At 62.9% G+C, this 22,485-nt stretch carries 27 protein-coding genes and 1 pseudogene; 23 read left to right on the plus strand and 5 right to left on the minus strand.

Going from position 1 to position 22,485, the window contains the following annotated elements; genetic code table 11:
- Positions 1–5 precede the first annotated feature (5 nt).
- Genes QNO18_RS24275 through QNO18_RS24300 form a run of 6 tightly spaced genes read left to right on the plus strand, consistent with a single transcriptional unit; the run spans position 6 to position 4,719 of the window.
- Positions 6–491, plus strand: a complete 486-nt coding sequence (locus QNO18_RS24275) for an ABC transporter permease (RefSeq protein ID WP_283180025.1) — start codon at positions 6–8, stop codon at positions 489–491.
- Positions 466–966, plus strand: a complete 501-nt coding sequence (locus QNO18_RS24280) for an ATP-binding cassette domain-containing protein (RefSeq protein ID WP_283180026.1) — start codon at positions 466–468, stop codon at positions 964–966. The genes QNO18_RS24275 and QNO18_RS24280 overlap by 26 nt, the downstream gene beginning before the upstream one ends.
- Positions 920–1,495 (plus strand): ABC transporter ATP-binding protein, encoded by a 576-nt coding sequence (locus tag QNO18_RS24285; protein ID WP_283180027.1) that lies wholly within the window; start codon positions 920–922, stop codon positions 1,493–1,495. Before QNO18_RS24280 ends, QNO18_RS24285 begins: the two co-directional genes overlap by 47 nt.
- Positions 1,492–2,289: an ABC transporter ATP-binding protein gene (locus tag QNO18_RS24290; RefSeq protein ID WP_283180028.1), complete on the plus strand. Its 798-nt coding sequence runs from the start codon at positions 1,492–1,494 to the stop codon at positions 2,287–2,289. Before QNO18_RS24285 ends, QNO18_RS24290 begins: the two co-directional genes overlap by 4 nt.
- A gap of 20 nt (positions 2,290–2,309) precedes the next feature.
- On the plus strand, positions 2,310–2,453 hold the full coding sequence (locus QNO18_RS24295; protein WP_283180105.1) for a hypothetical protein: 144 nt from the start codon (positions 2,310–2,312) through the stop codon (positions 2,451–2,453).
- The gene (locus QNO18_RS24300) at positions 2,446–4,719 is read left to right on the plus strand and encodes a DPP IV N-terminal domain-containing protein (RefSeq protein ID WP_283180029.1); all 2,274 of its coding nucleotides are present in this window, start codon (positions 2,446–2,448) and stop codon (positions 4,717–4,719) included. The genes QNO18_RS24295 and QNO18_RS24300 overlap by 8 nt, the downstream gene beginning before the upstream one ends.
- Positions 4,720–4,890: 171 nt before the next feature.
- On the opposite strand, the gene murF is transcribed toward QNO18_RS24300, so the two are convergent.
- Genes murF through QNO18_RS24315 form a run of 3 tightly spaced genes read right to left on the minus strand, consistent with a single transcriptional unit; the run spans position 4,891 to position 7,869 of the window.
- Positions 4,891–6,603 (minus strand): UDP-N-acetylmuramoyl-tripeptide--D-alanyl-D-alanine ligase, encoded by a 1,713-nt coding sequence (murF, locus tag QNO18_RS24305; protein WP_283180030.1) that lies wholly within the window; start codon positions 6,601–6,603, stop codon positions 4,891–4,893.
- On the minus strand, positions 6,593–7,039 hold the full coding sequence (locus QNO18_RS24310; RefSeq protein WP_283180031.1) for a hypothetical protein: 447 nt from the start codon (positions 7,037–7,039) through the stop codon (positions 6,593–6,595). Before QNO18_RS24310 ends, murF begins: the two co-directional genes overlap by 11 nt.
- Positions 7,036–7,869, minus strand: a complete 834-nt coding sequence (locus tag QNO18_RS24315) for a CapA family protein (protein ID WP_283180032.1) — start codon at positions 7,867–7,869, stop codon at positions 7,036–7,038. The genes QNO18_RS24310 and QNO18_RS24315 overlap by 4 nt, the downstream gene beginning before the upstream one ends.
- A 239-nt stretch (positions 7,870–8,108) precedes the next feature.
- Here QNO18_RS24315 and QNO18_RS24320 point away from each other — a divergent pair.
- Positions 8,109–8,355, plus strand: a pseudogene (locus QNO18_RS24320) (IS5/IS1182 family transposase); the annotation flags it as partial.
- Between the two features lie 912 nt (positions 8,356–9,267).
- A complete protein-coding gene (gene catB, locus QNO18_RS24325; protein WP_283180033.1) occupies positions 9,268–9,894 on the plus strand; it encodes a type B chloramphenicol O-acetyltransferase in 627 nt (208 codons plus the stop codon).
- Between the two features lie 58 nt (positions 9,895–9,952).
- Here the strand turns inward: catB and QNO18_RS24330 are convergent, their stop codons facing one another.
- Positions 9,953–10,870 carry a LysR substrate-binding domain-containing protein gene (locus QNO18_RS24330; protein WP_283180034.1) on the minus strand — a complete coding sequence of 306 codons (918 nt, stop codon included), beginning with the start codon at positions 10,868–10,870 and terminating at the stop codon, positions 9,953–9,955.
- Here QNO18_RS24330 and QNO18_RS24335 point away from each other — a divergent pair.
- The 6 genes from QNO18_RS24335 (at position 10,751) to QNO18_RS24355 (ending at position 15,786) form a co-directional block, all read left to right on the plus strand.
- Positions 10,751–11,587 carry a DMT family transporter gene (locus QNO18_RS24335; protein WP_283180035.1) on the plus strand — a complete coding sequence of 279 codons (837 nt, stop codon included), beginning with the start codon at positions 10,751–10,753 and terminating at the stop codon, positions 11,585–11,587. The genes QNO18_RS24330 and QNO18_RS24335 overlap by 120 nt on opposite strands.
- A 169-nt stretch (positions 11,588–11,756) precedes the next feature.
- A complete protein-coding gene (locus tag QNO18_RS24340) occupies positions 11,757–12,389 on the plus strand; it encodes a DsbA family protein (RefSeq protein ID WP_249498910.1) in 633 nt (210 codons plus the stop codon).
- Between the two features lie 147 nt (positions 12,390–12,536).
- Positions 12,537–13,931 carry a protein-disulfide reductase DsbD gene (dsbD, locus tag QNO18_RS24345; protein ID WP_283180036.1) on the plus strand — a complete coding sequence of 465 codons (1,395 nt, stop codon included), beginning with the start codon at positions 12,537–12,539 and terminating at the stop codon, positions 13,929–13,931.
- Positions 13,932–14,285: 354 nt separating this feature from the next.
- Entirely contained in the window at positions 14,286–15,089 is an 804-nt protein-coding gene (locus QNO18_RS24350; RefSeq protein ID WP_283180037.1) for a TlpA disulfide reductase family protein, read from the plus strand.
- Positions 15,089–15,271: a hypothetical protein gene (locus QNO18_RS25895; protein ID WP_349293948.1), complete on the plus strand. Its 183-nt coding sequence runs from the start codon at positions 15,089–15,091 to the stop codon at positions 15,269–15,271. Before QNO18_RS24350 ends, QNO18_RS25895 begins: the two co-directional genes overlap by 1 nt.
- A gap of 23 nt (positions 15,272–15,294) precedes the next feature.
- Positions 15,295–15,786 carry a L,D-transpeptidase gene (locus QNO18_RS24355; RefSeq protein ID WP_349293949.1) on the plus strand — a complete coding sequence of 164 codons (492 nt, stop codon included), beginning with the start codon at positions 15,295–15,297 and terminating at the stop codon, positions 15,784–15,786.
- A gap of 270 nt (positions 15,787–16,056) precedes the next feature.
- Here the strand turns inward: QNO18_RS24355 and QNO18_RS24360 are convergent, their stop codons facing one another.
- Positions 16,057–16,446 carry a hypothetical protein gene (locus QNO18_RS24360; RefSeq protein WP_283180038.1) on the minus strand — a complete coding sequence of 130 codons (390 nt, stop codon included), beginning with the start codon at positions 16,444–16,446 and terminating at the stop codon, positions 16,057–16,059.
- A gap of 66 nt (positions 16,447–16,512) precedes the next feature.
- Between QNO18_RS24360 and QNO18_RS24365 the strand changes: the two genes are divergently transcribed.
- The 9 genes from QNO18_RS24365 to QNO18_RS24405 all read left to right on the plus strand — a co-directional run bounded on the left by QNO18_RS24365 (position 16,513) and on the right by QNO18_RS24405 (position 22,329).
- Entirely contained in the window at positions 16,513–17,409 is an 897-nt protein-coding gene (locus QNO18_RS24365; protein ID WP_283180039.1) for a hypothetical protein, read from the plus strand.
- The gene (locus QNO18_RS24370; RefSeq protein ID WP_283180040.1) at positions 17,334–17,600 is read left to right on the plus strand and encodes a helix-turn-helix transcriptional regulator; all 267 of its coding nucleotides are present in this window, start codon (positions 17,334–17,336) and stop codon (positions 17,598–17,600) included. Before QNO18_RS24365 ends, QNO18_RS24370 begins: the two co-directional genes overlap by 76 nt.
- 416 nt (positions 17,601–18,016) lie before the next feature.
- Positions 18,017–18,184, plus strand: coding sequence for a hypothetical protein (locus QNO18_RS24375; protein ID WP_283180041.1), 168 nt, complete (start codon positions 18,017–18,019; stop codon positions 18,182–18,184).
- Positions 18,185–18,195: 11 nt separating this feature from the next.
- Positions 18,196–19,227, plus strand: coding sequence for an HlyD family efflux transporter periplasmic adaptor subunit (locus tag QNO18_RS24380; protein WP_283179844.1), 1,032 nt, complete (start codon positions 18,196–18,198; stop codon positions 19,225–19,227).
- Positions 19,224–20,489, plus strand: a complete 1,266-nt coding sequence (locus tag QNO18_RS24385) for a hypothetical protein (RefSeq protein ID WP_283180042.1) — start codon at positions 19,224–19,226, stop codon at positions 20,487–20,489. Before QNO18_RS24380 ends, QNO18_RS24385 begins: the two co-directional genes overlap by 4 nt.
- Positions 20,482–20,982 (plus strand): ATP-binding cassette domain-containing protein, encoded by a 501-nt coding sequence (locus QNO18_RS24390; protein ID WP_283180043.1) that lies wholly within the window; start codon positions 20,482–20,484, stop codon positions 20,980–20,982. The genes QNO18_RS24385 and QNO18_RS24390 overlap by 8 nt, the downstream gene beginning before the upstream one ends.
- On the plus strand, positions 20,943–21,167 hold the full coding sequence (locus tag QNO18_RS24395) for a hypothetical protein (protein WP_283180044.1): 225 nt from the start codon (positions 20,943–20,945) through the stop codon (positions 21,165–21,167). Before QNO18_RS24390 ends, QNO18_RS24395 begins: the two co-directional genes overlap by 40 nt.
- A complete protein-coding gene (locus QNO18_RS24400; protein ID WP_283180045.1) occupies positions 21,167–21,334 on the plus strand; it encodes a hypothetical protein in 168 nt (55 codons plus the stop codon). Before QNO18_RS24395 ends, QNO18_RS24400 begins: the two co-directional genes overlap by 1 nt.
- Positions 21,328–22,329, plus strand: a complete 1,002-nt coding sequence (locus tag QNO18_RS24405) for an ABC transporter permease (protein ID WP_283180046.1) — start codon at positions 21,328–21,330, stop codon at positions 22,327–22,329. The genes QNO18_RS24400 and QNO18_RS24405 overlap by 7 nt, the downstream gene beginning before the upstream one ends.
- Positions 22,330–22,485 lie beyond the last annotated feature (156 nt).

Below are 22,485 nucleotides of genomic sequence, written 5' to 3' on the forward strand. Positions count from 1 at the left end.
ATGCGATGAAAAGCGTGCCCACCGTCATGTTGGCACTGGTCCTGATCACATGGACGGGGCCAAGCCTCTGGGCGGTGTTGCTGGTTGTGGTGCTGGTCAATGGCCCCACCTATGCGCGGATCGTGCGCACCCAGGTCCTCGCGCTGAGGAATGCCGAATTTATCGAGGCAGAACGCGCTCTTGGTGCCGGTTTCCTGCGCGTCGCAAGCCTGCATGTTGTCCCGAATATCATCGGCCCGCCGCTGATCCTTGCGGCGATGGATATCCCGATCGTGGTCGGGATCGAGGCCGGGCTCAGCTTCCTGGGCCTTGGGGTACGCCCGCCGACGCCGTCCTGGGGCACCATCCTGTTCGACGGGTTCTCCTATATCCGCGACAGCATCTGGATGGTTGTGGCCGGTGGTCTGCCCATCGTCATCACCGCGCTTGGCTTCACCTTCCTTGGCGAGGCGCTGCGCGACACGATTGATCCGAAACTGGCAAAGAGGTGATCATGTCCTGGATGCCAGCGATCCGGTCCTGACGGTCAGCGGTCTGACCCTTTCCTACGACATCCCCGCAGGCGAGCTGAAGGCGCTGCGCGATGTGAACCTGTCCATCGGCAAAGGCGAGATCGTCGGGCTGGTGGGCGAAAGCGGTTCGGGAAAATCGACACTGATGCAGGCCATTCTGGGCCTCTTGCCGGGGGCTGCGCAGATCAGGTCAGGTTCAATCCGGTTCGAGGGACAGGATCTGACCGGCCTTTCCTCCAGACAGATGCGGGGACTTTTGGGCGACCGGATTTCCGTCGTCTTCCAGGACCCGATGACCGCACTGAACCCGGTTCTGACCATCGGGCGGCAGATGATCGACATCCAGCATCGCAGCAAACTCAGCCGCCGCGAAAAAACGCGCCCGCGCCATCGAGATGCTGGCCCGCGTGCGTATCCCGGACCCCGAAAGCCGGATCGACCGCTATCCGCATGAGTTTTCGGGCGGAATGCGTCAGCGTGTGGCGATTGCCATGGCAGTGATGGCAAAGCCTGCGCTTCTGGTGGCGGATGAGCCGACCACGGCGCTGGATGCCACGCTGGAAATCGCCACGATTGACCTCTTGCGCGAGCTGCAGTCCGAAATTGGCTGCGCGGTGCTTTTCATTACCCACCATCTGGGGGTGGTGGCTGAACTCTGTGATCGTATCGACATCATGTATGCGGGCGAGATTGTCGAAAGCGGCGCAACCGGGGCCGTCTTCCAGGACCCGCGCCATCCCTATACGCAGCTGCTCTTTGCCTGCGACCCGGCGCAGATCGCCAAGCCGTTGCGGCATCTGCCCTCTATCGGCGGCAATCTGCCGGATCTGACCGCGCCGCCGCCAGGCTGCATCTTTGCCTCGCGCTGCCCGCGCGCGGATGAGACCTGCACGACCGGCCATCCCGCCGATCATAAGGCCGGCCAGTCCGACCTGGTGCGCTGCCATTACCCGCTGGCCCCAAGGCTGGAGATTTCCACATGACCCCGCTTCTTTCCGTGCGCAATCTCGATGTTTCTTACCCGGTCGGCGGGCTGATGGCTAAATTGCGCGGCGCAGGCCAGTTGCAGATCGTCGCCGGGGTCAGCTTTGACCTCGCCCGGGGCGAAACCATGGCGCTTGTCGGCGAAAGCGGTTCTGGCAAGACCACACTGGCCCGCGCGATTGCCGGGCTGGGCGGCCTCGTCTCGGGCGAAATCCGTTTTGACGGAGCCCCCCTCAACACCTCCGGACGGCAGATCCGCCGCGATATCGCATTCATCTTTCAGGACGCGGTCAGCTCGCTCAGCCCGCGCCTGACGGTGCGGGCGCTGTTGCGCGAACCCTTTGCCATCCATGGAATCCAATACCCCGAAGGCGAGGTGGAGCGGCTCTTGCGTCTTGTCGGCCTGCCCGCCACCATCGCCGAACGCCGCCCGCATGAGCTTTCCGGCGGCCAGGCGCGGCGCGTTGGGGTGGCACGTGCCCTGGCCCTGAAACCGCGCCTTGTGATCGCTGATGAGCCCACTGCAGGCCTTGACGTCTCGGTGCAAAGCGAGGTGCTGAATCTGCTCAATGATCTGCGCACAAGGCTGGGGCTCTCTTTGCTGATCATCACGCATAACCTCAACATCGTGCGCCATATCGCCGACCGGATGGCGATCATGTATCTCGGCCGCTTTGTCGAAACCGGGGACACCGCGCCGGTTTTCGCGCATCCGCACCACCCCTATACAGCGGCGCTGCTTTCGGCCAATCCGATCATCGACCCGAGGCCCGCAAGACACGGCTTTACCTGAAGGGCGAAGTGCCCGGCCTTGTGCGGCGCCCGAAGGGTTGCGAATTCCACAGCCGCTGCCCCTTTGTGCGGGACCTGTGCCGCAGCACACCGCCGTCGCTGCGCGAGGAAGGTCCTGTCAGCTATACCTGCCATTTCCCGATGGAAGCCTCCGTAAATGCCTGAATCTGCTGATCTGCGTCTGCCCGCCGAGGCCGAATCCCGCCTGCCCGCCGCCTTTCGCGCCGCCTGCCGCAACCTGACAGTGGCACCTTACTGGCTGGACACGGGTCGCTTCTGGTATCGGCGTGAGACGACGGGGCTGCCGGAATATGTGCTGGTGACAGTTACCGGCGCGCGCACGCCCGCATTCGACCATGCAGCTTTGCGCGAAGCATTGCAGGATGACGCCGCATTCGCTGCGCTGATGATCCTTGTGGTCGCGGATGGTGCTGTCATCCTCGCCTCGGGACGGGATCGCTGGCGTTTCGCACAAGGTCAGCTGACCCCGCTCGCGCCCCGCCCCAATGCCGATGACGAAAGCCTGTCCCCGGATGGCCAATGGGTGCTTTACCGCGAGGCGGGCGATCTCTGGCTGCGCCCGGCAGCGGGTGGCACGTCACGGCGGCTGACCGATACCGCAGAGCCGCATTTCGAATGGGCAAAATCGCCGGATCAGAGCCTTGAGACCGTACATCTGCAGCTCAGGGGGATCCGGCTGCCGCCCGTCGCGCTCTGGTCACCGGATTCGCGCAGGATTTTTACCTATCAGCTGGATGAGCGTGCCGTACGCCGGATCGCTCTGGTGCAGAACGTCACCGAAGATGGTGGCCCGGGTCCGATCCTGCATGAATTGCGCAATGCTTTTGCAGGTGATGAAGCCCTGCCCATCGCGCATCAGGCGGTGATTGAGGTCGACAGCGGGCGCATTGTCCCATGCGGCCCGGCAGATGTGACCGAGACCTCCGGCCTTGAGAAACGCGAAGCCTGGTGGAGCCGCGACTGCACCCGCATCTTCTGGCTGGAGCATGACCGCCATGAGCGCGAGATCACGCTGATCGAAACCGACGCAGAAACCGGTGCCGCCCGCCGGGTGATCTCGGAGACATCCGCGCGGTTTGTAGACATCCATATGGCCTATGGCGGCATGCCGAATATCTGCCTGTTGGACGCCACTGATGAACTGATCTGGTTTTCGCAACGCGACGGATATGCGCATCTCTACCTCTGCCGCCTCAGCACCGGGGCGGTGATCCGGCAGATCACGGCAGGTGACTGGCCGGTGGTCGAGATCCTCGCAGTGAACCCGGACAGCCGCGAGGTGATTTTCCTCGCCGGCAGCGGTGAGAACAGCCGCGATCCCTATGCGCGGCGTATCTGTATTTCAGGCCTCGATCATGACACGATGCGGGTGCTGACGCCGGAAGCGGCAGACCATGCGCCCTTCCTGCGCGAGCTGGGCTGGGCCGAGCTGATCGAGGCAGGTGCGGGTCCTGTTCCCCGCCCCCTCTCACCCGATCTGGCGCATATCGTCGTGACCAGCGCGACCGCCGGTGATCTGGGCGAGACCCGGCTTTTGCGCATCGCGGACCATGCGGTTGTGACAGTCCTGGAATGCGGCAGTTTCGATCTTGATCTGGTCACGCCGGAACGGGTCGAATTGCTGGCCGCCGATGGCGAGACGCGGCTGTTCGGGATGCTCTGGCGCCCGGTGAACATGGCAGCAGATCAACGCTGTCCGCTGCTCGACATGGTCTATCCCGGCCCGCAATGCATTCAGACCCCGCGCTCGGCGCTGCCGCATGACGAGGTCGCAAAGCTCGCAATGGTTCATGCCGCCACTGCGCTCGGTATCGCGGTTCTGATGATGGACGGGCGCGGCACGCCGTGGCGATCAAAGGCGTTTCACGATCTCTGCCATGGCAATCTGAGTGATCCGGGGTTCCTCTCGGACCATGTCGCCGCCTATCCGCAGCTGGCCAGAAACCGACCCTGGCTGGACCTGTCCCGCATCGGGATCATGGGTCATTCCGCCGGTGGTCATGCTGCAGCGCGTGCCATCCTCGCCCATCCCGGCACCTACCGCGCGGCCGTTTCCACCGCAGGCAGCCATGATCTGACCGGCTATAACCGCTGTTGGCCAGAAAAATGGCAGGGCCCTCTGGTCCGCAACCCCGATGGCAGCACAAGCTATGACAGCGCCTGCAATGCCCGTCTGGCCCATGCGTTGGAAGGTAAGCTGCTGATCGGACTTGGCGATATGGATGAAAACGTGCTGCCCGCGCTCAGCCTGCAACTTGCAGCAGCACTGACCAAAGCGGGTAAGTGCTATGACATGCTGATTGCGCCAAACGACGATCACGCCACGTTCAAAAGCAACCCCTGGGTCCAGCGCCGCCTGTTGGACTGGATCGCGCGCGCGCTGTCAGCCACTTCGGTGGACTGCAACTGACCTGATTACCGGGCCCCGGAGTGTCTGATCCCTGGGTCTGATGGCGCGCTCCTTTCTTTGGAATGAAAGGATGCGCCATGCGCACGCAAGCTGTCCTGGCAGACTGCCTGTCCGCATCCATGATCTCATCGTCGTTGGAGACCAGCAAACCTCAGATCACAGCTCTCGTCACTATCCGCTAGCCGCGGAAGAGCGCATATCCTCTCCCGCTTTGGTCAGGTGATCCACGAGTTTCCACAAACCGACACCGTTTGATGCCTTGATCAGAAGTGCGCCCTGATGGGAGATGTACCCTGGCAAACGATCAAAGACGGCAGTGACATCTGCGGCGGTTTCGGCTGCTATCCCGGCATTGTGCAGGGCCGGGCCGAGGGCGGTCATATATGCGCCGACCAGCATGACCCGGCGCGGTTTCAGCGACAGAATATCCGACAGAAGTTCTGCGTGAAGCCGGGGGCTTTGTTCGCCGAGTTCAAGCATGTCGCCGAGAATAAGCGTTCTTTCTGCGGATGCATGAGCGGCAGCAAAGCTCTGGAGGGCTGCGCGCATGGACAGGGGATTGGCATTATAGGCCTCATCCTGCAGCTGGAATCTGATCGCACCGATCGAAAGGCTGTGGGTCTCACCACGCCCCGCGAGCGGGCGGAATGTTTCAAACCCTTCGGCCACTTTCACGAGATCAAGCGACATCTCTGTCGCCACTGCCAGGGAGGCAAGGCTGTTGAGCGCCATATGAACGCCGCTGGCACCGATCCGGTAAGTCAGTTGGCCATGTGGGGTCTGAGCCTCGACCAGCCGCCGTGCGGGATCGTAAGACAGGAGCCGGAAATCCGAGCCATCCGCTGCGCCAAAAGTGACCAGTTTCAGCGCGGCCTCTCTGGCGCGTTCGGCCATCTCATCGAAATGGTCGCTGCCGCTCCAGATCACTGCACTCTTTCCAGGCTGCATCCCCAGAAAAATATTCGATTTCTTGCGAGCGATATCGCCGGTGGTCTCTCCCTCGCGCAGATGGGCGGTGGTGATGTTGGTAATCACGGCAATATCGGGCGCGACACGGCGGATATGGGCCTGACCCGTGGAATTGATCGCGCTGAGAGCCGTTTCCAGGATCACCGCATCCGTTTCAGGCTGGACCGAGGCGAGATTGACCAGAATGCCGACCCTGGTGTTGTAATTGTCATATGTTGCGCGGCAGTTGATCAGAGGAGAGAGCGCGGCTTGCAGCATCGAAACCGTGGTGGTTTTGCCCGAACTGCCGGTGACGCAAACGACCTTGCCGCGCATCCGGTCACGGGCTGCGGCACCGATCTGCATCAGCGCCGCCAGTGGATCCTCCACCTGCAAAAGCGGAAATTCCGGCCGCAGCCCCGGCGGCCGTTCCCGTACCAGCGCGCCAGCCAGGCGATCCTGCAATCTGTGCAGAGAGGCGTGGCTGTCCCAGCTGTCTTTCGACACTGCGGTCATGCTTTCATGACGGTTGCGGTCCTGACGGCTGTGGGCGGCAAAAAGCACAGGCTCGGGCACAAGCGCCAGATGGGTCCGGCCTGCGACGGCTGAACGGCAGAACCAGCCCGGCGGCGGCGGGGTGATCCAGGTGCCACCGGTCAGCCCGGCGAGTTCTTCGGCACTCCATCCGGGAAGGTCTGCGGGCCTGGCGCTGCCCGGGTTCCTGGCCATCTTGCCCGAGAAGGATAGTGTGGTCGTAAGACCGGTGCGCAGCCGCCCCAGCCTTTTGAGACGGTCGAACACCGATATTTCCAGGTCGAGGACATTGTCTTCCAGCCGGGATCCCGGCGGCGGGCGCAGGCCGAAGCGCTCGTGATAGATTTCTCCCGGCTGCCAATTCGGCGTCGGCAATCGCCAGTCACCCGGCTCATGCGCCATGCCGCGCCCCATATCGGCATATTACCCTTTTCGCGGGAACAGCATGCAAAGCGATGGTCAGGCGGCGGCTGACCGGCTCTTCGGCACTCCACCAGGTTTCTACCCAGAGCATGTTGCGACTTGTAAGCCTTTCAGGACCGAGGCTGACGCCGTGAAGGGTCAAAGGTCCGATGGCGACCGGCGCGATCCTTGCGCTTTCCGGAACGGGCGGCGCAGCCAGGCGGGACCGCAGCGCAGTCAGGCGGTAATCCTGCGGTATGCGCCCGGGCGGAGAAAGCGGGATCTGAAGCCGTCCGTCCGAACCCGGAATGGTGACGGTCCCAAAGGCCGCGCATTTTTCGGCGAAATCTGCGGCGATCGAGATGGCGGCGTCTCCCTCGGCCTCTGAGGCCCGCCCCGGGGCGACGGTGACCGGTATCACTTCGATGCCGGTCACGCCTGACGTCCAAGCTCCAGCCGGAAGACCGCACTGTCACCTCTCCCTTCGGAAAAATCACACAGGAGATTGCCGGCATCATGCAAAATCGGCCGGCCTTCAAAAATCTCGATACCCTGCAACATATGCGCCGAGGCACCAAGAACGGCATCGGCTCCGGCGCGGATCAGCGCATGGCCGGCGGCTATCTCGCCGGGGCCGGGAACCGGTTTCAGGTTCAGACCCCAATGCACCGCAACGATCACCACATCCGCATGGCGCCGCGCGGCCTGAATGCGCGGCTGCATTTCCCTTTGCCAGAGCGCAGGGTCCGAGAGCGGCAGAAACGCGTGCCCGGGCCGGTTGCCGGTCGCGGCGAATTCCGCCTGGGTGGCATCAAGTGAGAACACCGCGACGGCAAGGCCATTGCGGCAGAAAAAGCGCGGCGCAAACGCGGCCTCGCGATCCCGTCCCGAACCTGCATGGGCTATGTTTGCCAGTTCAAGCCAACAGGCCTGATCAAGCAACGCCTCGGGTCCGTAATCGCCGGAATGATTATTCGCAGTGGCAACCAGATCGACCCCTAACCTTTGAAGGACGCGGGTCATCTCAGGACGCGCGCGAAAGTAATAGGGTCCGGATTCGCTCTTATCTGCGCCCTGTTCTCCAAGATCTGAGACCACGCATTCGAGATTGACCATCCTGAGATCTGCACCGCTGAAAGACGGCAGATGGACAGCCGTTTCCCCCTCTTCGGTGCCACTCGCAAATGCGGACAGCAACAGATGTTGCCTGCGGGCGAGGCTGACATCACCACCCCAGGCAACAGTCATCCTCAGCTGATCCGGCATGGCCTGCTCCTGTGTTCTGTCTGCGCGTGCGGGTGTAATATCTGTATTGAGGTTATACCCCTTCACGCCTGGTTTGAAAGTAAGCGCAGGAATCACCGTGGGCTTGAAATCCGAGATTGCCTCAGGCTGGTCAACGGCAAGTGAAACCTGTCGCGCATCAGAAGCCAAACACAGCATCCAATCATCAGGCCACCACGACCGAGCCCGATCCGATGCCCCGCACCAAACCCACTCCTCACAATGCCGAAGTGGACTTCAGAGGCGAGAAGCGTTCGAATGCGACCCACGCCTCGACAACGGATCCGGATGCGCGGTTTTACAAGAAAGCACCCTGCACCGGCACTGCTCTGTGTTTCATCGGTCATGGGCTTATGGAGAACCGCAGCGGGCTGATCGTCGACGCCGATCTCACCCGCGCTACGGCGCGCCGAGCGGCAGGCCGCAATCGACTTGATCCACCGCCATTCGCCGGGTTCGACACGGCGGCAACCCGCCAGCCAACCCAGATGAGAAAGCCTACCCCCAGAAAGAGCAGGGAATAAATCTCTCAGTGCCAGACTAAATCAGAACCCTACTCTCACGATCGCATTCAGCCCCTTATTCAAGGCCATTTAATCCAGCGCTGCCGGGTGCTTTTGGGTGTGGAGGTGCAGGGCAGGAGGCGGAACTGAGACAACGGTTGAGCAAGCTTTCATGCGCGGGTTGGTCTTCGCGGCGTTGATCTTACGGGCCGAGCTGGCCAGCAGACCGTAGTGCCGGATGCGGTGGAAGCCATCCCTGCTGATGACAGTTTCTTTACATCTGGCTCTTGATCAGCCGGTCATTCGGATCAACCCGTGCCGCAAAGCACATGGGGGCGATGATCGCGGTGCAGCGGATCAGATGTCGCATTGTTTCGCCGCGCGATCAGGAAGGCCGGTCCGCCCGATCTGATCATCGGCCATATCGCAATGAACAGGCCGGGGGTTGGAAAGGGCACTGTTTCAGGTCGAACGAGGCCGCTTGCCAGCCCATTCGCGGAAGGCTCTGGCAGATTGCAACGCCAATCAGGCCGCCGCCGGTTTGAATTGCGTGAGTCATGGAAGTCAGCATGGGCCGGCGGCTGCATTAGAACACCCGGTTATGTAAGGCTGCGCATCTCTCCGCGCATATGCGCCAGCCCGATTTCATGACGGGTGAAGTTGAAAGATCCGCGCCGGTTGCGATGAGGCGCCGGAATATGCGAAGATCGACGGCGTATAGGAGAGGTTCTGCCACCCCATGAAAGCCGCTCGACGAACGATCTGACACCGCCTCTGCTTTTGCGGAGGCCCGCTTCGCACGCCGCTGACCGGCAGTGCGCGGTAATCGCGTGCCCTCAGGGCAAGCGATCAGATCGATCTTCAAGTGAGACCCAATATGCAGAACGCATTCGAAAGCCCGTTCAAGGGCGTGACGCTGGACAAGCAGGTCACAAATCCGAATATCATCGTCGGGCGCTATAGCTATTACTCCGGCTGTTATCATGGTCACCTCTTTGACGATTGCGCGCGCTACCTTTTGCCGGACCAGGGCGCGGACCGGCTGATCATCGGGAGTTACTGTTCGATCGGCTCCGGCGCGGCCTTGATCATGGCCGGAAACCAGGGCCACCGCGCCGACTGGATCAGCACCTTTCCGTTTTACTGGATGCCGGAAGTGCCCGCCTTCGCGGGTGCCGGGAATGGTTTCCTGCCGGCCGGCGATACGGTGATTGGCAACGATGTCTGGATCGGCTCCGAGGCGATCATCATGCCGGGGGTCCGGATCGGCGATGGCGCCGTGATCGGTACCAGGACGCTGATCACCAAAGACGTCGAGCCATATGCCATCATGGGTGGAAATCCGGCCAGACTGATCCGGAAGCGGTTCGAAGACCACCTGATCGGAATGCTGCTGGAGATGCGCTGGTGGGACTGGCCGGAGGACCAGCTCAGGGCGGCGATGCCCCTTTTGACGAGCGGTGACGTCGCGGAGCTTCACCGCCGTTGGGCGCTTCAGTCCTAATGTGACAGGCGGGCCACGTCAGCCCTTCAGGGGCGGGCGTGGCTTTGGCACGCAATCGTCAGGGCGGAACCTGCAGCGCCGCCGGTTCAACCACATCGTGGATGCGGGCCAGCAGCCAGCGCAGCGCGGGATCCGCGCGGCGCCGTCTGGCATAGAGCGCGCTGAACGGGATCAGGGGCAGGGGAAATGGCGGTTCCAGAACCGTCAGCGGATGAACTTTGAGCGGTAGGCTGCGCCGGGCCACGGTCAGGATCAGATCGGTGCCGGGGATGACCTGAGGCGCGATGCCCCAATGCGGCAGGACAAGCGCCACGTGCCGGGGCCCATCCTGTGCATCAAGGGCCAGATCGAGCTCGGTGGCGAATTCGCCCTGCACCGCAACATGCGCGTGGGCTGCCGCCCGGAATGCTTCGCGTGTCATCCCGTCAGGCAGGGACGGTTGATGGGCGGGATCGACCACACAGACATAGCGATCTTCCAACAGAAGCTCCTGCGCCAACGGGGCGGGCACTGCAGGGAAGACGCCAAGCGCGAGGTCCAGCGTGCCATCTGCCACGCCCGCGATCATGGCTTCGCGGCTATGCTGGGTAATGATCAGCTCTATGCTAGCTGCTTCACTGCGCAGGCGTTGCATCAGCCCGGGCAGAAGAAGGCCCGCCCCGTAATCCGACATGGCAAGGCGAAACACATGCTCTGTGGCCGGATCAAAGCCCTCCGGCCCCAGCACGCTGCGGATCTGCGCCATGGCTTCGGTCAATGGCCCGGCAAGTGCGAGGGCGCGAAGTGTCGGCAGCATCTGCCCGCCCTCACGCCGGAACAGCGGATCCCCGAGGAGAAGCCGCAACCGGCCGAGGGCATGGCTCATGGCGGGCTGGCTCATATTCAGCCGGGCCGCCGCACGGGACAAGTGCTGTTCGGCCAGCAGGGCCTCCAGCACAACGAGCAGATTCAGGTCAATGGACCGAAGATTATTCATACCAGACATAGTATGGGCAGACTATCGAATTTCCCATATACATTGAGAATAACGTATTCCGTGACCAACCAATCAACGGAGTCCGGAATGCCAGCCCTTGTCCTTTTTCTTATTGCCCTGATTGCCGGCGCGCTGGTGCCATTTCAGGGCGGAGCCAATGCCGCGCTTGGCCGGGCACTTGGTCATCCGCTCTGGGCCGCAATTGCCTCACTGATCGTCAGCCTGATCTGCATTCTGCCGGCGCTGATCGCATTGCGGGTGCCGATGCCGGATCCGGGCGCGGCCCTCGCACAGCCGAAATGGATATGGATCGGTGGGTTGGTGGGGATCATCTATGTCTCTGCGGCGATCTTTCTTATGCCGATGATGGGCGCGGCGGGTTTCATGATCGCCGTGATCGCGGGCCAGCTTATCGGATCTCTCATCATCGACCGGTTCGGGCTGACGGGGCTGGTGCCCAAACCCTTTGACCTCTGGCGGGTCCTGGGCGCAGGACTGGTTCTGGGTGGCGCGCTTTTGTTTCAATGGCCTGGTCTGTCCAGAATGGCCGGGGTTGATGTGAAGACAGATGTCTGCCCGGGCGAAAGGCTCCAGCCCAAACCTGGTCTGTCTCTCGCACCAGGCGCCCGACATTTTAGTGGCCTTGCCTACTTGCGCGGCGGCTCGAATTTCGGGTCGCCGTCAGGCCGTCACGCAGCTTGTCATCATCTTCGATGATCAGAACCCGCATAAATCGCCTTTTACGTTATCATTTTCTGCCAGTTGCATGGTCGGTTTAAGCCCGGCTTAAGTCCGGGCTGATTGCAGGCATCCTGCGGCAGCGATGTGCTGGTCTTGCCCCGGCGGACCGGGCCGCACCAGTCATAACCGGGTGAAGGAGCGAAACATGAAGCTGATGGACAGGCGCGGAGCGCTCAGACTCGGTCTGGCAAGCTTTGGTGCGCTCTCACTTGGAGCCCGGGCCGGTTTCGGTCATGACAACCCGATGCCGCCCGAACTGCGCGACGAGATCGAACGCCAGCCCTTTGCGCCGGTACTGGGCAATCCGGCGGGCGATATCACCCTCACCGAATTCTTCGACTACAATTGCCCACATTGCCGGACTGCGGTTCCCGTGATGAAACGCCTGATTGCCGCCGATCCGAAGCTGCGGGTCGTGTTCCGCGAATGGCCGATCTTCGGCGAGGGCTCGTATTTCGCGACCCAGGCCTCGCTGGCCACGCTGAAGCAGGGCAGGTATTGGGAATTTCACGAGGCGCTGATGCAGATCAGGGGCAAGGCCGAGGAGACCTCGGTCATGGCGGTCGTCCGCAAGACCGGGCTCGACGAAGCGCGGCTGAAGCGCGACATGGAGAGTGCGGAAGTGCTGGGCCATATCGATCACTCGATGCAACTTGGCGATCACCTGGGCCTTGCCGGCACGCCGACCTTCATCGCGGGGCATGACGGGCTGTTTGGCGGGCAGGATCTGGCCTCATTGACCGCCCTTGTTGCACAGGCACGGCGCGACCTGCTGTAAGCCAATCGCGATTTCGTGTTTTCGACACGGGGCAGGCTTAAGTTTTGGTTAAGCCCGCCCCGGGAACTGGGGCCTCATGATGCAAAGCCTCAACTCCTCCCCCCGTATAATCCGCCTTCTGGTCCTGATCCCCTGCTTTGGCTGTTTGTGGCCGGATCGGTCCTCGCGCAACAATTCAGCTTTCCCACCCGCAGCACCCAGCCGCTGGACCCGGAAATCGCCTTCCGGATCGAGCTTCTGGACAGCGCGGAGGGCCGGAGCGAGATCGGCTGGCAGATCGAAGAGGGATATTACCTCTATCGTGAGCACATTAAGGCGGAAACGGTGGATGGCACGGCGCTTGATATCGAAACCCATGCCGGCAAGCTGAAGGAAGATCCGAATTTCGGCGCGGTGGAGGTCTATTACAACGCCGCCACGGCGGTTCTGTCGCAAGCGGGGGGCGAGGTGCGTATCACCTGGCAGGGCTGTCAGGAAGACGGGATCTGCTATGCGCCTGTGACCAGCACGCTGATGCTGGCCGACTGGTCGGGCGCGGCCCCGCCGGCTGAAAGCGCCGTGGCTGCCACACCCGCCGGCGGCAGCGGTCTGCATCTGGCCGAAGATAAAGGTCTTCTGGCCAGCCTGGCCGGACAAGGCGGCGCCGCGCTGGTGCTGCTGGCATTCTTCGGCTTTGGCCTGATGCTGGCGCTGACACCCTGCGTCTTTCCCATGGTGCCGATCCTTGCGGGCATGCTGGCGCGACAGGGCGAGACCCTGACACCGGCGCGCGGCGCGGCTTTATCCGGGGCCTATGTTCTGGCAATGGCCACCGCCTTCGCGCTTTTGGGTGCGGTGGCCGGCTGGTCCGGCCAGAATTTGCAGATCCTGCTGCAATCGCCCTGGGCGATCGGCGCGGTGGTGGCGCTGTTTCTGGCGCTGGCCCTGTCGAGCTTTGGCCTGTTCGACCTCCGGCTTCCGGCGGGGCTGACGGCCCGGCTTTCGGGCGGAGCAGGGCGGCGCGGCTCGCTTGGCGGCGCGGCGGCGCTTGGTTTCACATCGGCGCTGATCGTCGGGCCCTGTGTCACGGCGCCGCTGGCCGGTGCCTTCATCTATATCGCCCAGACCGGCGATGTGACCCTGGGCGCGGCAGCGCTGTTCATGCTGGGCCTCGGCCAGGGCGTGCCTTTGTTCCTTGCAGGCACGTTCGGCGCGAAGATCCTGCCGAAAGCCGGCGTTTGGATGGAGGCGATGCGGCGCATTTTCGGGGTGGTCTTCCTTGGCATGGCGATCTGGCTGCTGGAACGGCTGATGCCTGGCCCGGCGATCCTTCTGCTCTGGGCCGTGCTGCTGGCCGGGGTCGCGGTATTTCTGGGCGTGCTCGACCGGCCAGAATCCGGGGCAGTACCTGCGAACCGTCTGCTGCGCACCGGCGGCGTTGTCACCCTGTTTGCCGCGGCAGTTCTGGGCCTCGGCGCGGCGCTCGGTGGCACGGACCCGCTGCGCCGCTGGCCCCGCTCTCGGTCGCGACCGGGTCTGCCCGGGCTGCGGGTCCGGATATGACATTTGCCGAGGTCACAACCACGGCCGGGCTGAGCCACGCGCTGGCCGCTGCGGATCGCCCGGCAATGGTCTATCTGACCGCTGACTGGTGCGTGACCTGCAAGAGGATCGAGCGCAACGTCATGCCCGATCCGGGCGTCACCACCTCGCTTGGCGATTTTCTTCTCGTCAAGGCGGATGTCAGCGAGACCGGTGTCGATGCGCGGGAGCTGATGCAGATGATCGGGGCCGCCGGGCCGCCCACCATGATCTTCCTCGACCGCCATAGCCGCGAAGCCGCAGACAGCCGCCTGATCGGCACCATCGGGCCGAAGACATCCGGGCCTCGGCAGCTCTGGTCCAGGCTGCGGACTGATGGGCGGGATTTCATTCGGGCCGCTCGCCCTTTCGGCCGAGCGCGCGCCGGTTATTGCCGGAGTGCTGGTTCTTTTGCTGGTGACAGGCCTGATCGCCCGCAAGACCGGGCCCGCCATCAGCCTTTGGGCCAGCGCGGCCAGCATCGGCGCGGCGCTCACCGCAAGGCTGGGTTTTGTTGCGCAACATGCCTCTGTCTATCTGGCCGAGCCGCTGAGCATCTTTGCCTTCTGGCAGGGCGGCTTCAGCCCGCTATGGGGGATTGCGGGCTTTGCCATGGTGACGGTCTGGTATCTCCGGCGGCAGGCTAATCTTGTCTTGCCGGTTGCGGGCAGCGTGGTCATCGCATTTGCGGCCTTGAATGTCGTGCATCAGCTGGCGCGCGGGCCGGATGTGGCCTTGCCGAAAGACGTCCTGCTGTCCGCACTGTCGGGTGATCCGATCCTGCCTGCAAGCTGGCAGGGGCGGCCGATGGTCATCAATCTCTGGGCCACCTGGTGCCCGCCCTGCCGGCGTGAAATGCCGATGATGGCAGAGATTGCGGCGCAGGAAACGGGGGTCGACCTGCATTTCATCAACCAGGGCGAAGGCGCCGAAACTGTCCGCACCTATCTGGCGCAGTCGGGCATTGTCATCGCGCCGGTAATGGATCCCGGCTCGCAGATGATGCGGCATTTCGGCTCCATGGGGTTGCCCGCCACCTTGTTCATTGATGCCGATGGTCGGCTGCAAGCCGCGCATTTGGGGGAAATCTCTCGCGCGCAATTGCTGGCCGGTATCGCCTTTCTCAGGGATACGAACTGATGCTGAACCGATTTTGTCGAATGCTGATGGCGGCGGGCGCATTGGGCCTGCTTGCGGCCTGTGCCACTGCACCAGAGCCGGTTGCGCCGCCGCAACCCGAACTGCCCCCGGAGGTTGCCGCCCATTATGCCGGTCTGCAGGATGGCGGGTTCGAGATTCCCGCCGTTCCTCCCGATATCTGAGCGACCGCAATATCCGGCGCGAAGTGGATTACTGGACGGATGAAAAGCCAGGCACCATCATTGTCGATCCCTGGCAGCGGTTTCTCTATTATGTCCAGCCGGGAAACCGGGCGATCCGCTATGCTGTTGCAGTCGGGGATCAGGGACGTGCATTTTCCGGAACCGCCCATATTCCCTATTCGCGGGACTGGCCCAGCTGGATCCCCACGCAGAACATGATCCGCGAGTTCCCCGAACAATATGCCCATCTGAGTGGCGGCATGGAGGGCGGCCTGATGAATCCTCTGGGGGCGAGAGCGCTATATCTGCACAAAGGCAATCGCGATACCTATTACCGGATCCATGGCACGACCGACATGGGGTCAATCGGAAATGCGACCTCGGCCGGTTGTATCCGCATGTTCCATCAGGATGTGATCGAACTGGAAACGCTCGTCCGGTCCGGCGCGCGCGTTGTCGTCCTGACCGAGGAGGAAAGCGGCAAAGGCACGACTTCTCCCGCGCAGGGAGTGTAAGAAATGCGACTTGGGAAGACCTGAATCGAAGATGGCGAAGGACCGTTCGGATATCTCTGCCCGAGCGATCTCGTGTGTCTGATCCCAGGATTTGAGGGTGCGATTGAACGCCCTGGGCCTGCTTCGGTCTGAACATCGTTTTTAAACACAAGGGAGCAGGCAACAGAGCTCTTATGCTCATGCCATATTGCCCGAAACATTGCCCCGATGTCTGACACGTTCAGACATCGGGGCAATGCGGTCTATCTGTGAGGCATTTGCACGATCGGCTCAGATCGCGATGTGATGGGCGTTGCAAAAGGCGCGGACCGACGCGATCCGTGCCGGATCCTGCCCTTTGCCCGGTATATTATGAAGCACGAAAGCCCCTCCCTGACCGGCGCCCAGCACGCCGCCAAAGAGAGCCGGCGGGGCGCGGCCATCCGTGACATAGCCGCAGACCGGCACCACGCCATTGCTCATTCTATAGGTCGCCCGCAGGCCGGAAAGATGGGTTGGTTGCTTCAGATAATTGTCCATCCGGGACTGGATCTGCGCCGTCTCAGCCCGGCTCAGCCGATGGTCTGAATGGGTAAGATAGCCGCCATTGTCGTCAAAACCATCGACACAGCCCGCCAGCGCGGTCAGTATAAAAGCAGCAAATACAGTCTGAAGTTTCATCTTTCTTCCTTTTGAAGTGATTTTCATTTCAACCAGAACCAGTCAAAGAAGGGATTGTCGCCGCCCATGGATGCTGCCGACGAGCTTATTCCCCTGATCTATGCCTCTCTGTTGCGAGAGACCCGTTGGGAGGAGTTCATCGGTCGTCTTGCGGCACTGGCGGATGTGGAATGCGCCACGCTTTTCTTTCATGACAGTCAGAGCGGCAGAGGCGCCGTTACCCTTCAGTCGGGCATCCCGGATGTCGCGCAACGCGATTATCTCAGCCATTACGGGGCCTTGAACCCCTGGATGTGGCAGGTCGGGCGCACCCCTGTCGGTACAGCAATCGTCGGCGAGCAGCTGGTCGCACGCGACAGGTTCCACCGGACCGAATATTACAACGACTTCCTGCGCCGCTTTGACCAGGAGACCGGGGTCGGCGTGACCATCGAGCGCACCGAAGGCCGTTTCCTGCTTCTGTCCACCCTCAGCGGAGACGTGGATGAGGAACGCAATGCCGCGCGGGCCAGGCTTCTGAGCCGCCTTGCCCCGCATCTGCGCCGCGCGTCGGAGTTTTACCGGCGCAACCATCATTCCGGCATCGGCGCTGAACTGACCGGCTGGCTGAGCGAAGCGGGCGGGGTCGGCTTTGTGCTGGTCGATCCGGTGGGCCGGGCAAGCCATGTCAGCCCCGCCGCCGAAAAATACCTGGCAGATGGCCGCGCGGCGAGCCTTGGGCCAAATGCGACGCTGCGGTTTCGCAATCCCGATATCCAGAGCGCGCTGCAACAGATGCTGCGTGGCCCGCGGGCCGTGCTGCCCGTCACCCTGCAGGATGGCGGTTTCGGGATCACCCTGATGCCGGTTGGCCAGAACGAAGGGGCATTGCCTTCAGCGGCCAGACCGTGGCTGCCGTATTCACTCCGGTTCTGGCGCGGACCGCTGCACCGGCGCTTGAATTTGCCCGGCGCTATGGGCTGACGCCTGCCGAGACAAGGGTTCTCACCGCCATCCTTGACGGACAGCGGCCGGCTGAAATCGCGACGGCAGCCTCGCTTTCGGTCGAGACGGTGCGCAGCCAGCTGAAATCTGTCTTCTCGAAGACCGGCGCGAATGGCCAGCCCCAGCTTATCCGCATGGCCATCGGTCTGGCGGATCCCGATCCCGACTGACATCACGCATATTCCCCCATCAGATCTTCAGAAAGCCTTGCCCTATGCAGCCCGGCATCGCCTCACCCGTTTGGGGGAGCGATCCGCGCGCCATGCGGTTTCCTCTGCTGTCGGGCGGGGTCTTCACCCATTTGGGTGCAGCCCGCCTCGGTTGCCCGGTGCTAGGCCTGACCTGATCACATGGTTCAGGACGGGCAGATCAGGGAGGCAGTCTTCCTGCCCGGCTGATAAAACGGGAGTAATACCTTGAAAATTCTGAAGCTCAGCCTGACCCTCGCTGCAGTTCTTGTGCTTGCGGCTGCTATGAAAGCGGCAGCTCTGACAGCAGCGGCGGCTCCGGCAGCACTGGCGGTACCGGTGGTGGCAGTGTCACTGTTCGCCCGCCCGCCTATACCTGCCCATCGAATTGCCAGAATGTGCAGACCCGCACCAGCTGCCAGGCCGCAGAATCCTATTACCAGGTCTATGTCGAAAACGCGCGGGCCGGCACAGCCGCATCGACGCTGGAACAGCTTTACGACAACCATGCCCGGTCCGCCGGGTTGGCGCGCAGCATGGTGCAGCAGATCGGCTGCGCCCCCTGACGCTGCCTGACGTGCTGCGTTTTTACATAACCGCAGGTCTTGCTGCGATGGCCCTGACCGGTGCCGTCGCAGCAGGACTTGGCCATGGCCCCGCCAGTGTCGCACCGGAGGTCCGGGCGGCAGTGGCTTTGACGGCTACGTCTCCATCGGGGGCTGCGGTTGAACCTGCGACATTCAGGACCTGCTTTCTGGACTGGGCCGAAGAGACGCCACTGATTGCTCTGCGCGATGGATTTGCGTCAACCGGGCTTTCGGTTTCAGACTTGGTCCAGCCGGACAACGTTCTACTGACCTTCCGCGCTGAAAATGAACGCGCTCAGCTGGAAATGCTGGATCTGCGCGCCCTTGGACTTGAGGACCGGCAGCGCCTTGCAACAGCCGCCCATGCCTCCGCCCTCGCCCGTCACGCGACCGAGGCCCGCGCCGTTGATCGCAAACGCATGCGCGCGCGCGAGGCGGCGGCGCTTGCCGCCACCCGCCATCGCGAAGGCAGGCTCGACCGCCTCTCGCTGGAACTTGCCGAGGATCAGCTTGCCGAAATTGACGATCTTGCCGCGCAGACCGCCCCTGCGCTTACCCTGCTGGAGGCAGAACATGCCCTCAGACTGATTGAGTTGCAGCAGGAAAGCGCGGCCCTCGCCAATGAAAGAAAGGCGCTTCAGGACCATATCGGGACACTTTCTCTGCGCAGCGAAACCGCTGGTGTGATCAGCTTTGTGGCGCCCGCGCTGACGACGGGTGCCCTTGTCGCGGTGCGGCGCGGCGAACATGTGATCAGCCTTGCCCGCCCTGGCATGTTCCGCGCGAAAGTTCCGGTGCATCTGCGCGACCTGTCGCTTTTCACCGATCGCCGCGTCACCGCCCGCCTAGCGCTGGAGGCGGGGATCCTGACGGGTCAGGTCACGCGCATCTCGGCCCTTCGCAGCCCTCTGCCCGATGGCAGCACGCATGAGGTTGAAATTCGCTTCGATCCGACAGGTCTCGCGAGCGAACCGCAATCGGCAAGCTGCCTGTTCGAAACCATCACAGAGGCCGCGCCATGACCCTGCGTTCCCGCCTGCTCTGGCTTGCGGTGGCCTTTGGCGCGGGATGTGCTGCGCCCGATTTTGACCGGGCGGAAGCGCTGATCGACCAGGTTACCCTGGATCTCGCGCAGGATGCGCCCGCCAAAGGTCTTGCCTTTGGCGATCACGTCCGCCGTTATGGCCCGGCCTTTCACACCGCCCGACTGCGCGAGGCAGAGCTTTTGCTGGATCTGGATCAACTGCGCCGGGGCGCATTGCCGCGCCTGAGCGTCATGGTTCAGGGCAGGTCCCAATGGCATGAAAGCGGCGGCTTCTCGGTCAGGGGTCGCAATCATGCCTTTGTTATCGAATGGGATTTCATCCGGGCGATCTATGTCCTGTTCCGGAATACGCCCGAGATCTTCGCCATTCTGGTTGCACAGGAAAGCGCGCTTGCCCGGCAAGGCGCCGAAAAGCAACTGCTAGACCAGCTGGCAGATACCCTAGACGCTGGGCTGGCGCTTGAAGAGGCCGGCCTGACCCTTGATGCCGAGAGCTGCCGCATAAAGGACATGCAGGGTGAGCTGGCGCTTGGTACCCTGCCGCGCAACGAGGTTGCGGCCGGGCAGACCGCGCTGCAAAGCCGCAAATCCGCCCATGCCGCGCGCCGGACCATGTATGAGGCCAGCCGCGCCAGTCTTGCCCATGGCACAGGCGGCGCCCCCTTCGGTCCGGATCTGCGGATCGCGGCTTTGCACCCGGGGCCCTTGCGTGCCCGGACGGCAGAGCAATGCTATGAAGGTTCCGCGCTGGAAGCGCGCAACGCGGTTTTGCACCGGATTGCCAAAGACGGGCTGGACGCCGCCCGCATTGATCGCTGGATCGCGCTGTCTGGCATCGTGCCCAATCAGCTTGGGCCGGACAGCCCGGCCCAGCTGGAACTTTTGCTCAATCTGATGGTGCCGCTGATTGATCAGGGCAAGGGTGACCGGCAGGTGCAGCGGGCACGGATCGCGGTCGCCAATGCGCTGATCGCGGCCCGTGAAAGCAAAGCGGCCTTCATGCTGGCCCATGCCGAGCTGACCCTGGCCCTGGCCGAGGCCCATGTGCTGCAGGCCGGGTTGACGCCTCCGGCCAGGGCAGAGACCGGATGCGCCGCCGATCTTTCCGCCAGGCTTTACGATCTGGAAAAGCGTCGCGCCAGGCTGGTGCAGGAGCATCTGGAAGCCGGGCTTGCCCTTTTGTGTACGCCTGCTGCGCGGAAGCCAGGCGGGCCTGACGGAGCGGCGGCCAATGAGTGAGGCCGCGCTGCCGCTCCTTCTTGAGCGGGTTGTGGTGCATCATGGTGCCCAGGACCGCCGGATGGTGCTGGACCATGTCGATCTGACCGTCGCGCCCGGCGAGCGGCTTTGCATCCTTGGCGAAAGCGGTTCGGGAAAGACCACGCTTCTGGAGGTGATCAGCGGTTTCCGGCGCCCGGATGCCGGGCGGGTGCGCCTTTTCGACATTGATCCGGCGGGGGCCGCAGACCGGGTTCGTGCCAGGCTGCGCCGTCAGCAGCTGGGGTTCATCTTCCAGGATTATGCTCTGATCGAAGGGCTGACGGCGCTTGCCAATATCGACATGCCCCTGCGGCTTGACGGCGTCCGGGCCGAGGCGCTCATCAGCGTGCGGCGGAACGGCTGGCAGCCCTTGGCCTCACGCATCTTGCTGCGGTGCCCGCCAGCGCGCTTTCGGGGGGCGAAAAGCAACGCGTGGCCTTTGCCCGCGCCACAATCCATGCGCCCCGCCTGATCCTGGCGGATGAGCCGACCGGCAGCCTCGACCCACAGACCGGCCATGAAATACTGGAGATGATCCTTGGACGAAGGCAGGACAGCCCGCACAGCCTCGTGATGGTGACACATAACCATGCCTACAGTCGCCATTTCGACCGCGTTCTCGTGCTGCGGGACAGTCGGCTGCATGAGGTCGCCTGATGAAGGTGCGACGCCCCTTTCGTCGCGTGATCCTGCGCAGGCTGCTGATCTATTGCCTCGTCTCGGCCTGTTTCGCGGTCATTCTTGCCAATCGCATCATCACATCTGCCGCGACCGAAGGCTTCGAGCCCGCATTCGCGCAAGCCTCTATCATGAGGCGGTGCTGACTTTTCCGATGCTCTCGGCACAGAAGGTCAGCCGGGGCCACACGGACGCGGACCATCTCGCCCCCTGGACGGAGGAGGCGCTGAAAGCCGCCTTTGCCGGGGCGGGGATCTCCGTCTCGCCCTATTCGCGGCAATTTGCCTCGATTGCCGAACTGCCTGCCGCCGGCATGGTGGAAATCCTGACAAGCGATCCGCATTTCCCTTTGGCCTACCGGCTGAGCCTCAGCCCCGATCGCAAGCCGGAGCCGGGAAGCTGCCTGATGGGTCGCCGCCTTGCTGATCAGCTAAAGGGAACGCTGCCCGAATGGCTGCATTTTGGCACCATGCGCTGCAGGCTTGCCGGCGTCTTTGACGGTGAGACCCGCCCGCCTTTCTGGACGCTCGACCGGGCTGTTCTGCGGCTGGCCGCGCGTGACCGGGTCATGGCGGAGGAGACCATTCTCTGGAGCAGCTATCTGCAGGCGGATACCGCCGTTTTGAGCGAGGCGGATCTGCGCGCGGGCCTGGCCCCCTGGCTGGAGGCCGGGGCGGTGGAAATCTGGTCCAGCCAGCATCACGCCGAACGCGCGGCGGGTATCCTGGCAATCTACAATTTCGTAGCAGCCGCAATCAGTGGTGTCGCATTGGGCCTTTGTGCTTTCGCGATTGCCACAACCTTCATGTTCTCGGTGTCGGAGCAACGCCGGGAAATCGCCATTCGCCGCGCGATAGGGGCGACGCAATGGCAGATCATCGGCCATGTTCAGACCGAGATCGCAGCCCTGGTTCTTGGTGGTCTGCTGACAGGTATGATCGGCGGCAAATATCTCGGCCTGTATCTCCTGGCGCAGATGCAGGGGGCCGGATTGCTGGACCCGGCGGCACATGCGGTTCTGTCTCCTGTCGGCCTTATCCAGCTTGCAGCCATGTTTCTGGCGGCAGGCGTCACGGCGGGTCTGATCCCCGCCATTGTCGCCGCCCGAATTGACCCTGCCATCGTGCTGCGCGGCGGCTGACTGACGCTGCTTTGGCGTCCTGCGATGAGAACAGCCATGCGCAGTTCGTACACGAAGCGACAGCAGGCAGCCTGTGCGGGCGACGTGAAGTCCCCACGCCATCGGAGAGGATTTCGAGGTAAGCTGGGCAGCAATACTGCATCTGCAGAGGACCAC

The organism is Gemmobacter sp. 24YEA27 (assembly GCF_030052995.1).
In the GTDB taxonomy this organism is placed as follows: Bacteria; Pseudomonadota; Alphaproteobacteria; order Rhodobacterales; family Rhodobacteraceae; genus Pseudogemmobacter.

Coding starts and splice junctions, on each gene's coding strand:
- QNO18_RS24400 (WP_283180045.1), top strand. CDS start 21,167: ATGAAGGTGCGACGCCCCTTTCGTCGCGTGATCCTGCGCAGGCTGCTG.
- catB (WP_283180033.1), top strand. CDS start 9,268: ATGCAGAACGCATTCGAAAGCCCGTTCAAGGGCGTGACGCTGGACAAG.
- QNO18_RS24360 (WP_283180038.1), bottom strand. CDS start 16,446: ATGAAACTTCAGACTGTATTTGCTGCTTTTATACTGACCGCGCTGGCG.
- QNO18_RS24315 (WP_283180032.1), bottom strand. CDS start 7,869: ATGCCGGATCAGCTGAGGATGACTGTTGCCTGGGGTGGTGATGTCAGC.
- QNO18_RS24350 (WP_283180037.1), top strand. CDS start 14,286: ATGGGCGGGATTTCATTCGGGCCGCTCGCCCTTTCGGCCGAGCGCGCG.
- QNO18_RS24365 (WP_283180039.1), top strand. CDS start 16,513: ATGGATGCTGCCGACGAGCTTATTCCCCTGATCTATGCCTCTCTGTTG.
- QNO18_RS24335 (WP_283180035.1), top strand. CDS start 10,751: ATGGCTCATGGCGGGCTGGCTCATATTCAGCCGGGCCGCCGCACGGGA.
- QNO18_RS24275 (WP_283180025.1), top strand. CDS start 6: ATGAAAAGCGTGCCCACCGTCATGTTGGCACTGGTCCTGATCACATGG.
- QNO18_RS24330 (WP_283180034.1), bottom strand. CDS start 10,870: ATGAATAATCTTCGGTCCATTGACCTGAATCTGCTCGTTGTGCTGGAG.
- QNO18_RS24340 (WP_249498910.1), top strand. CDS start 11,757: ATGAAGCTGATGGACAGGCGCGGAGCGCTCAGACTCGGTCTGGCAAGC.
- QNO18_RS24300 (WP_283180029.1), top strand. CDS start 2,446: ATGCCTGAATCTGCTGATCTGCGTCTGCCCGCCGAGGCCGAATCCCGC.
- QNO18_RS25895 (WP_349293948.1), top strand. CDS start 15,089: ATGCTGAACCGATTTTGTCGAATGCTGATGGCGGCGGGCGCATTGGGC.
- QNO18_RS24290 (WP_283180028.1), top strand. CDS start 1,492: ATGACCCCGCTTCTTTCCGTGCGCAATCTCGATGTTTCTTACCCGGTC.
- murF (WP_283180030.1), bottom strand. CDS start 6,603: ATGGCGCATGAGCCGGGTGACTGGCGATTGCCGACGCCGAATTGGCAG.
- QNO18_RS24385 (WP_283180042.1), top strand. CDS start 19,224: ATGACCCTGCGTTCCCGCCTGCTCTGGCTTGCGGTGGCCTTTGGCGCG.
- QNO18_RS24390 (WP_283180043.1), top strand. CDS start 20,482: ATGAGTGAGGCCGCGCTGCCGCTCCTTCTTGAGCGGGTTGTGGTGCAT.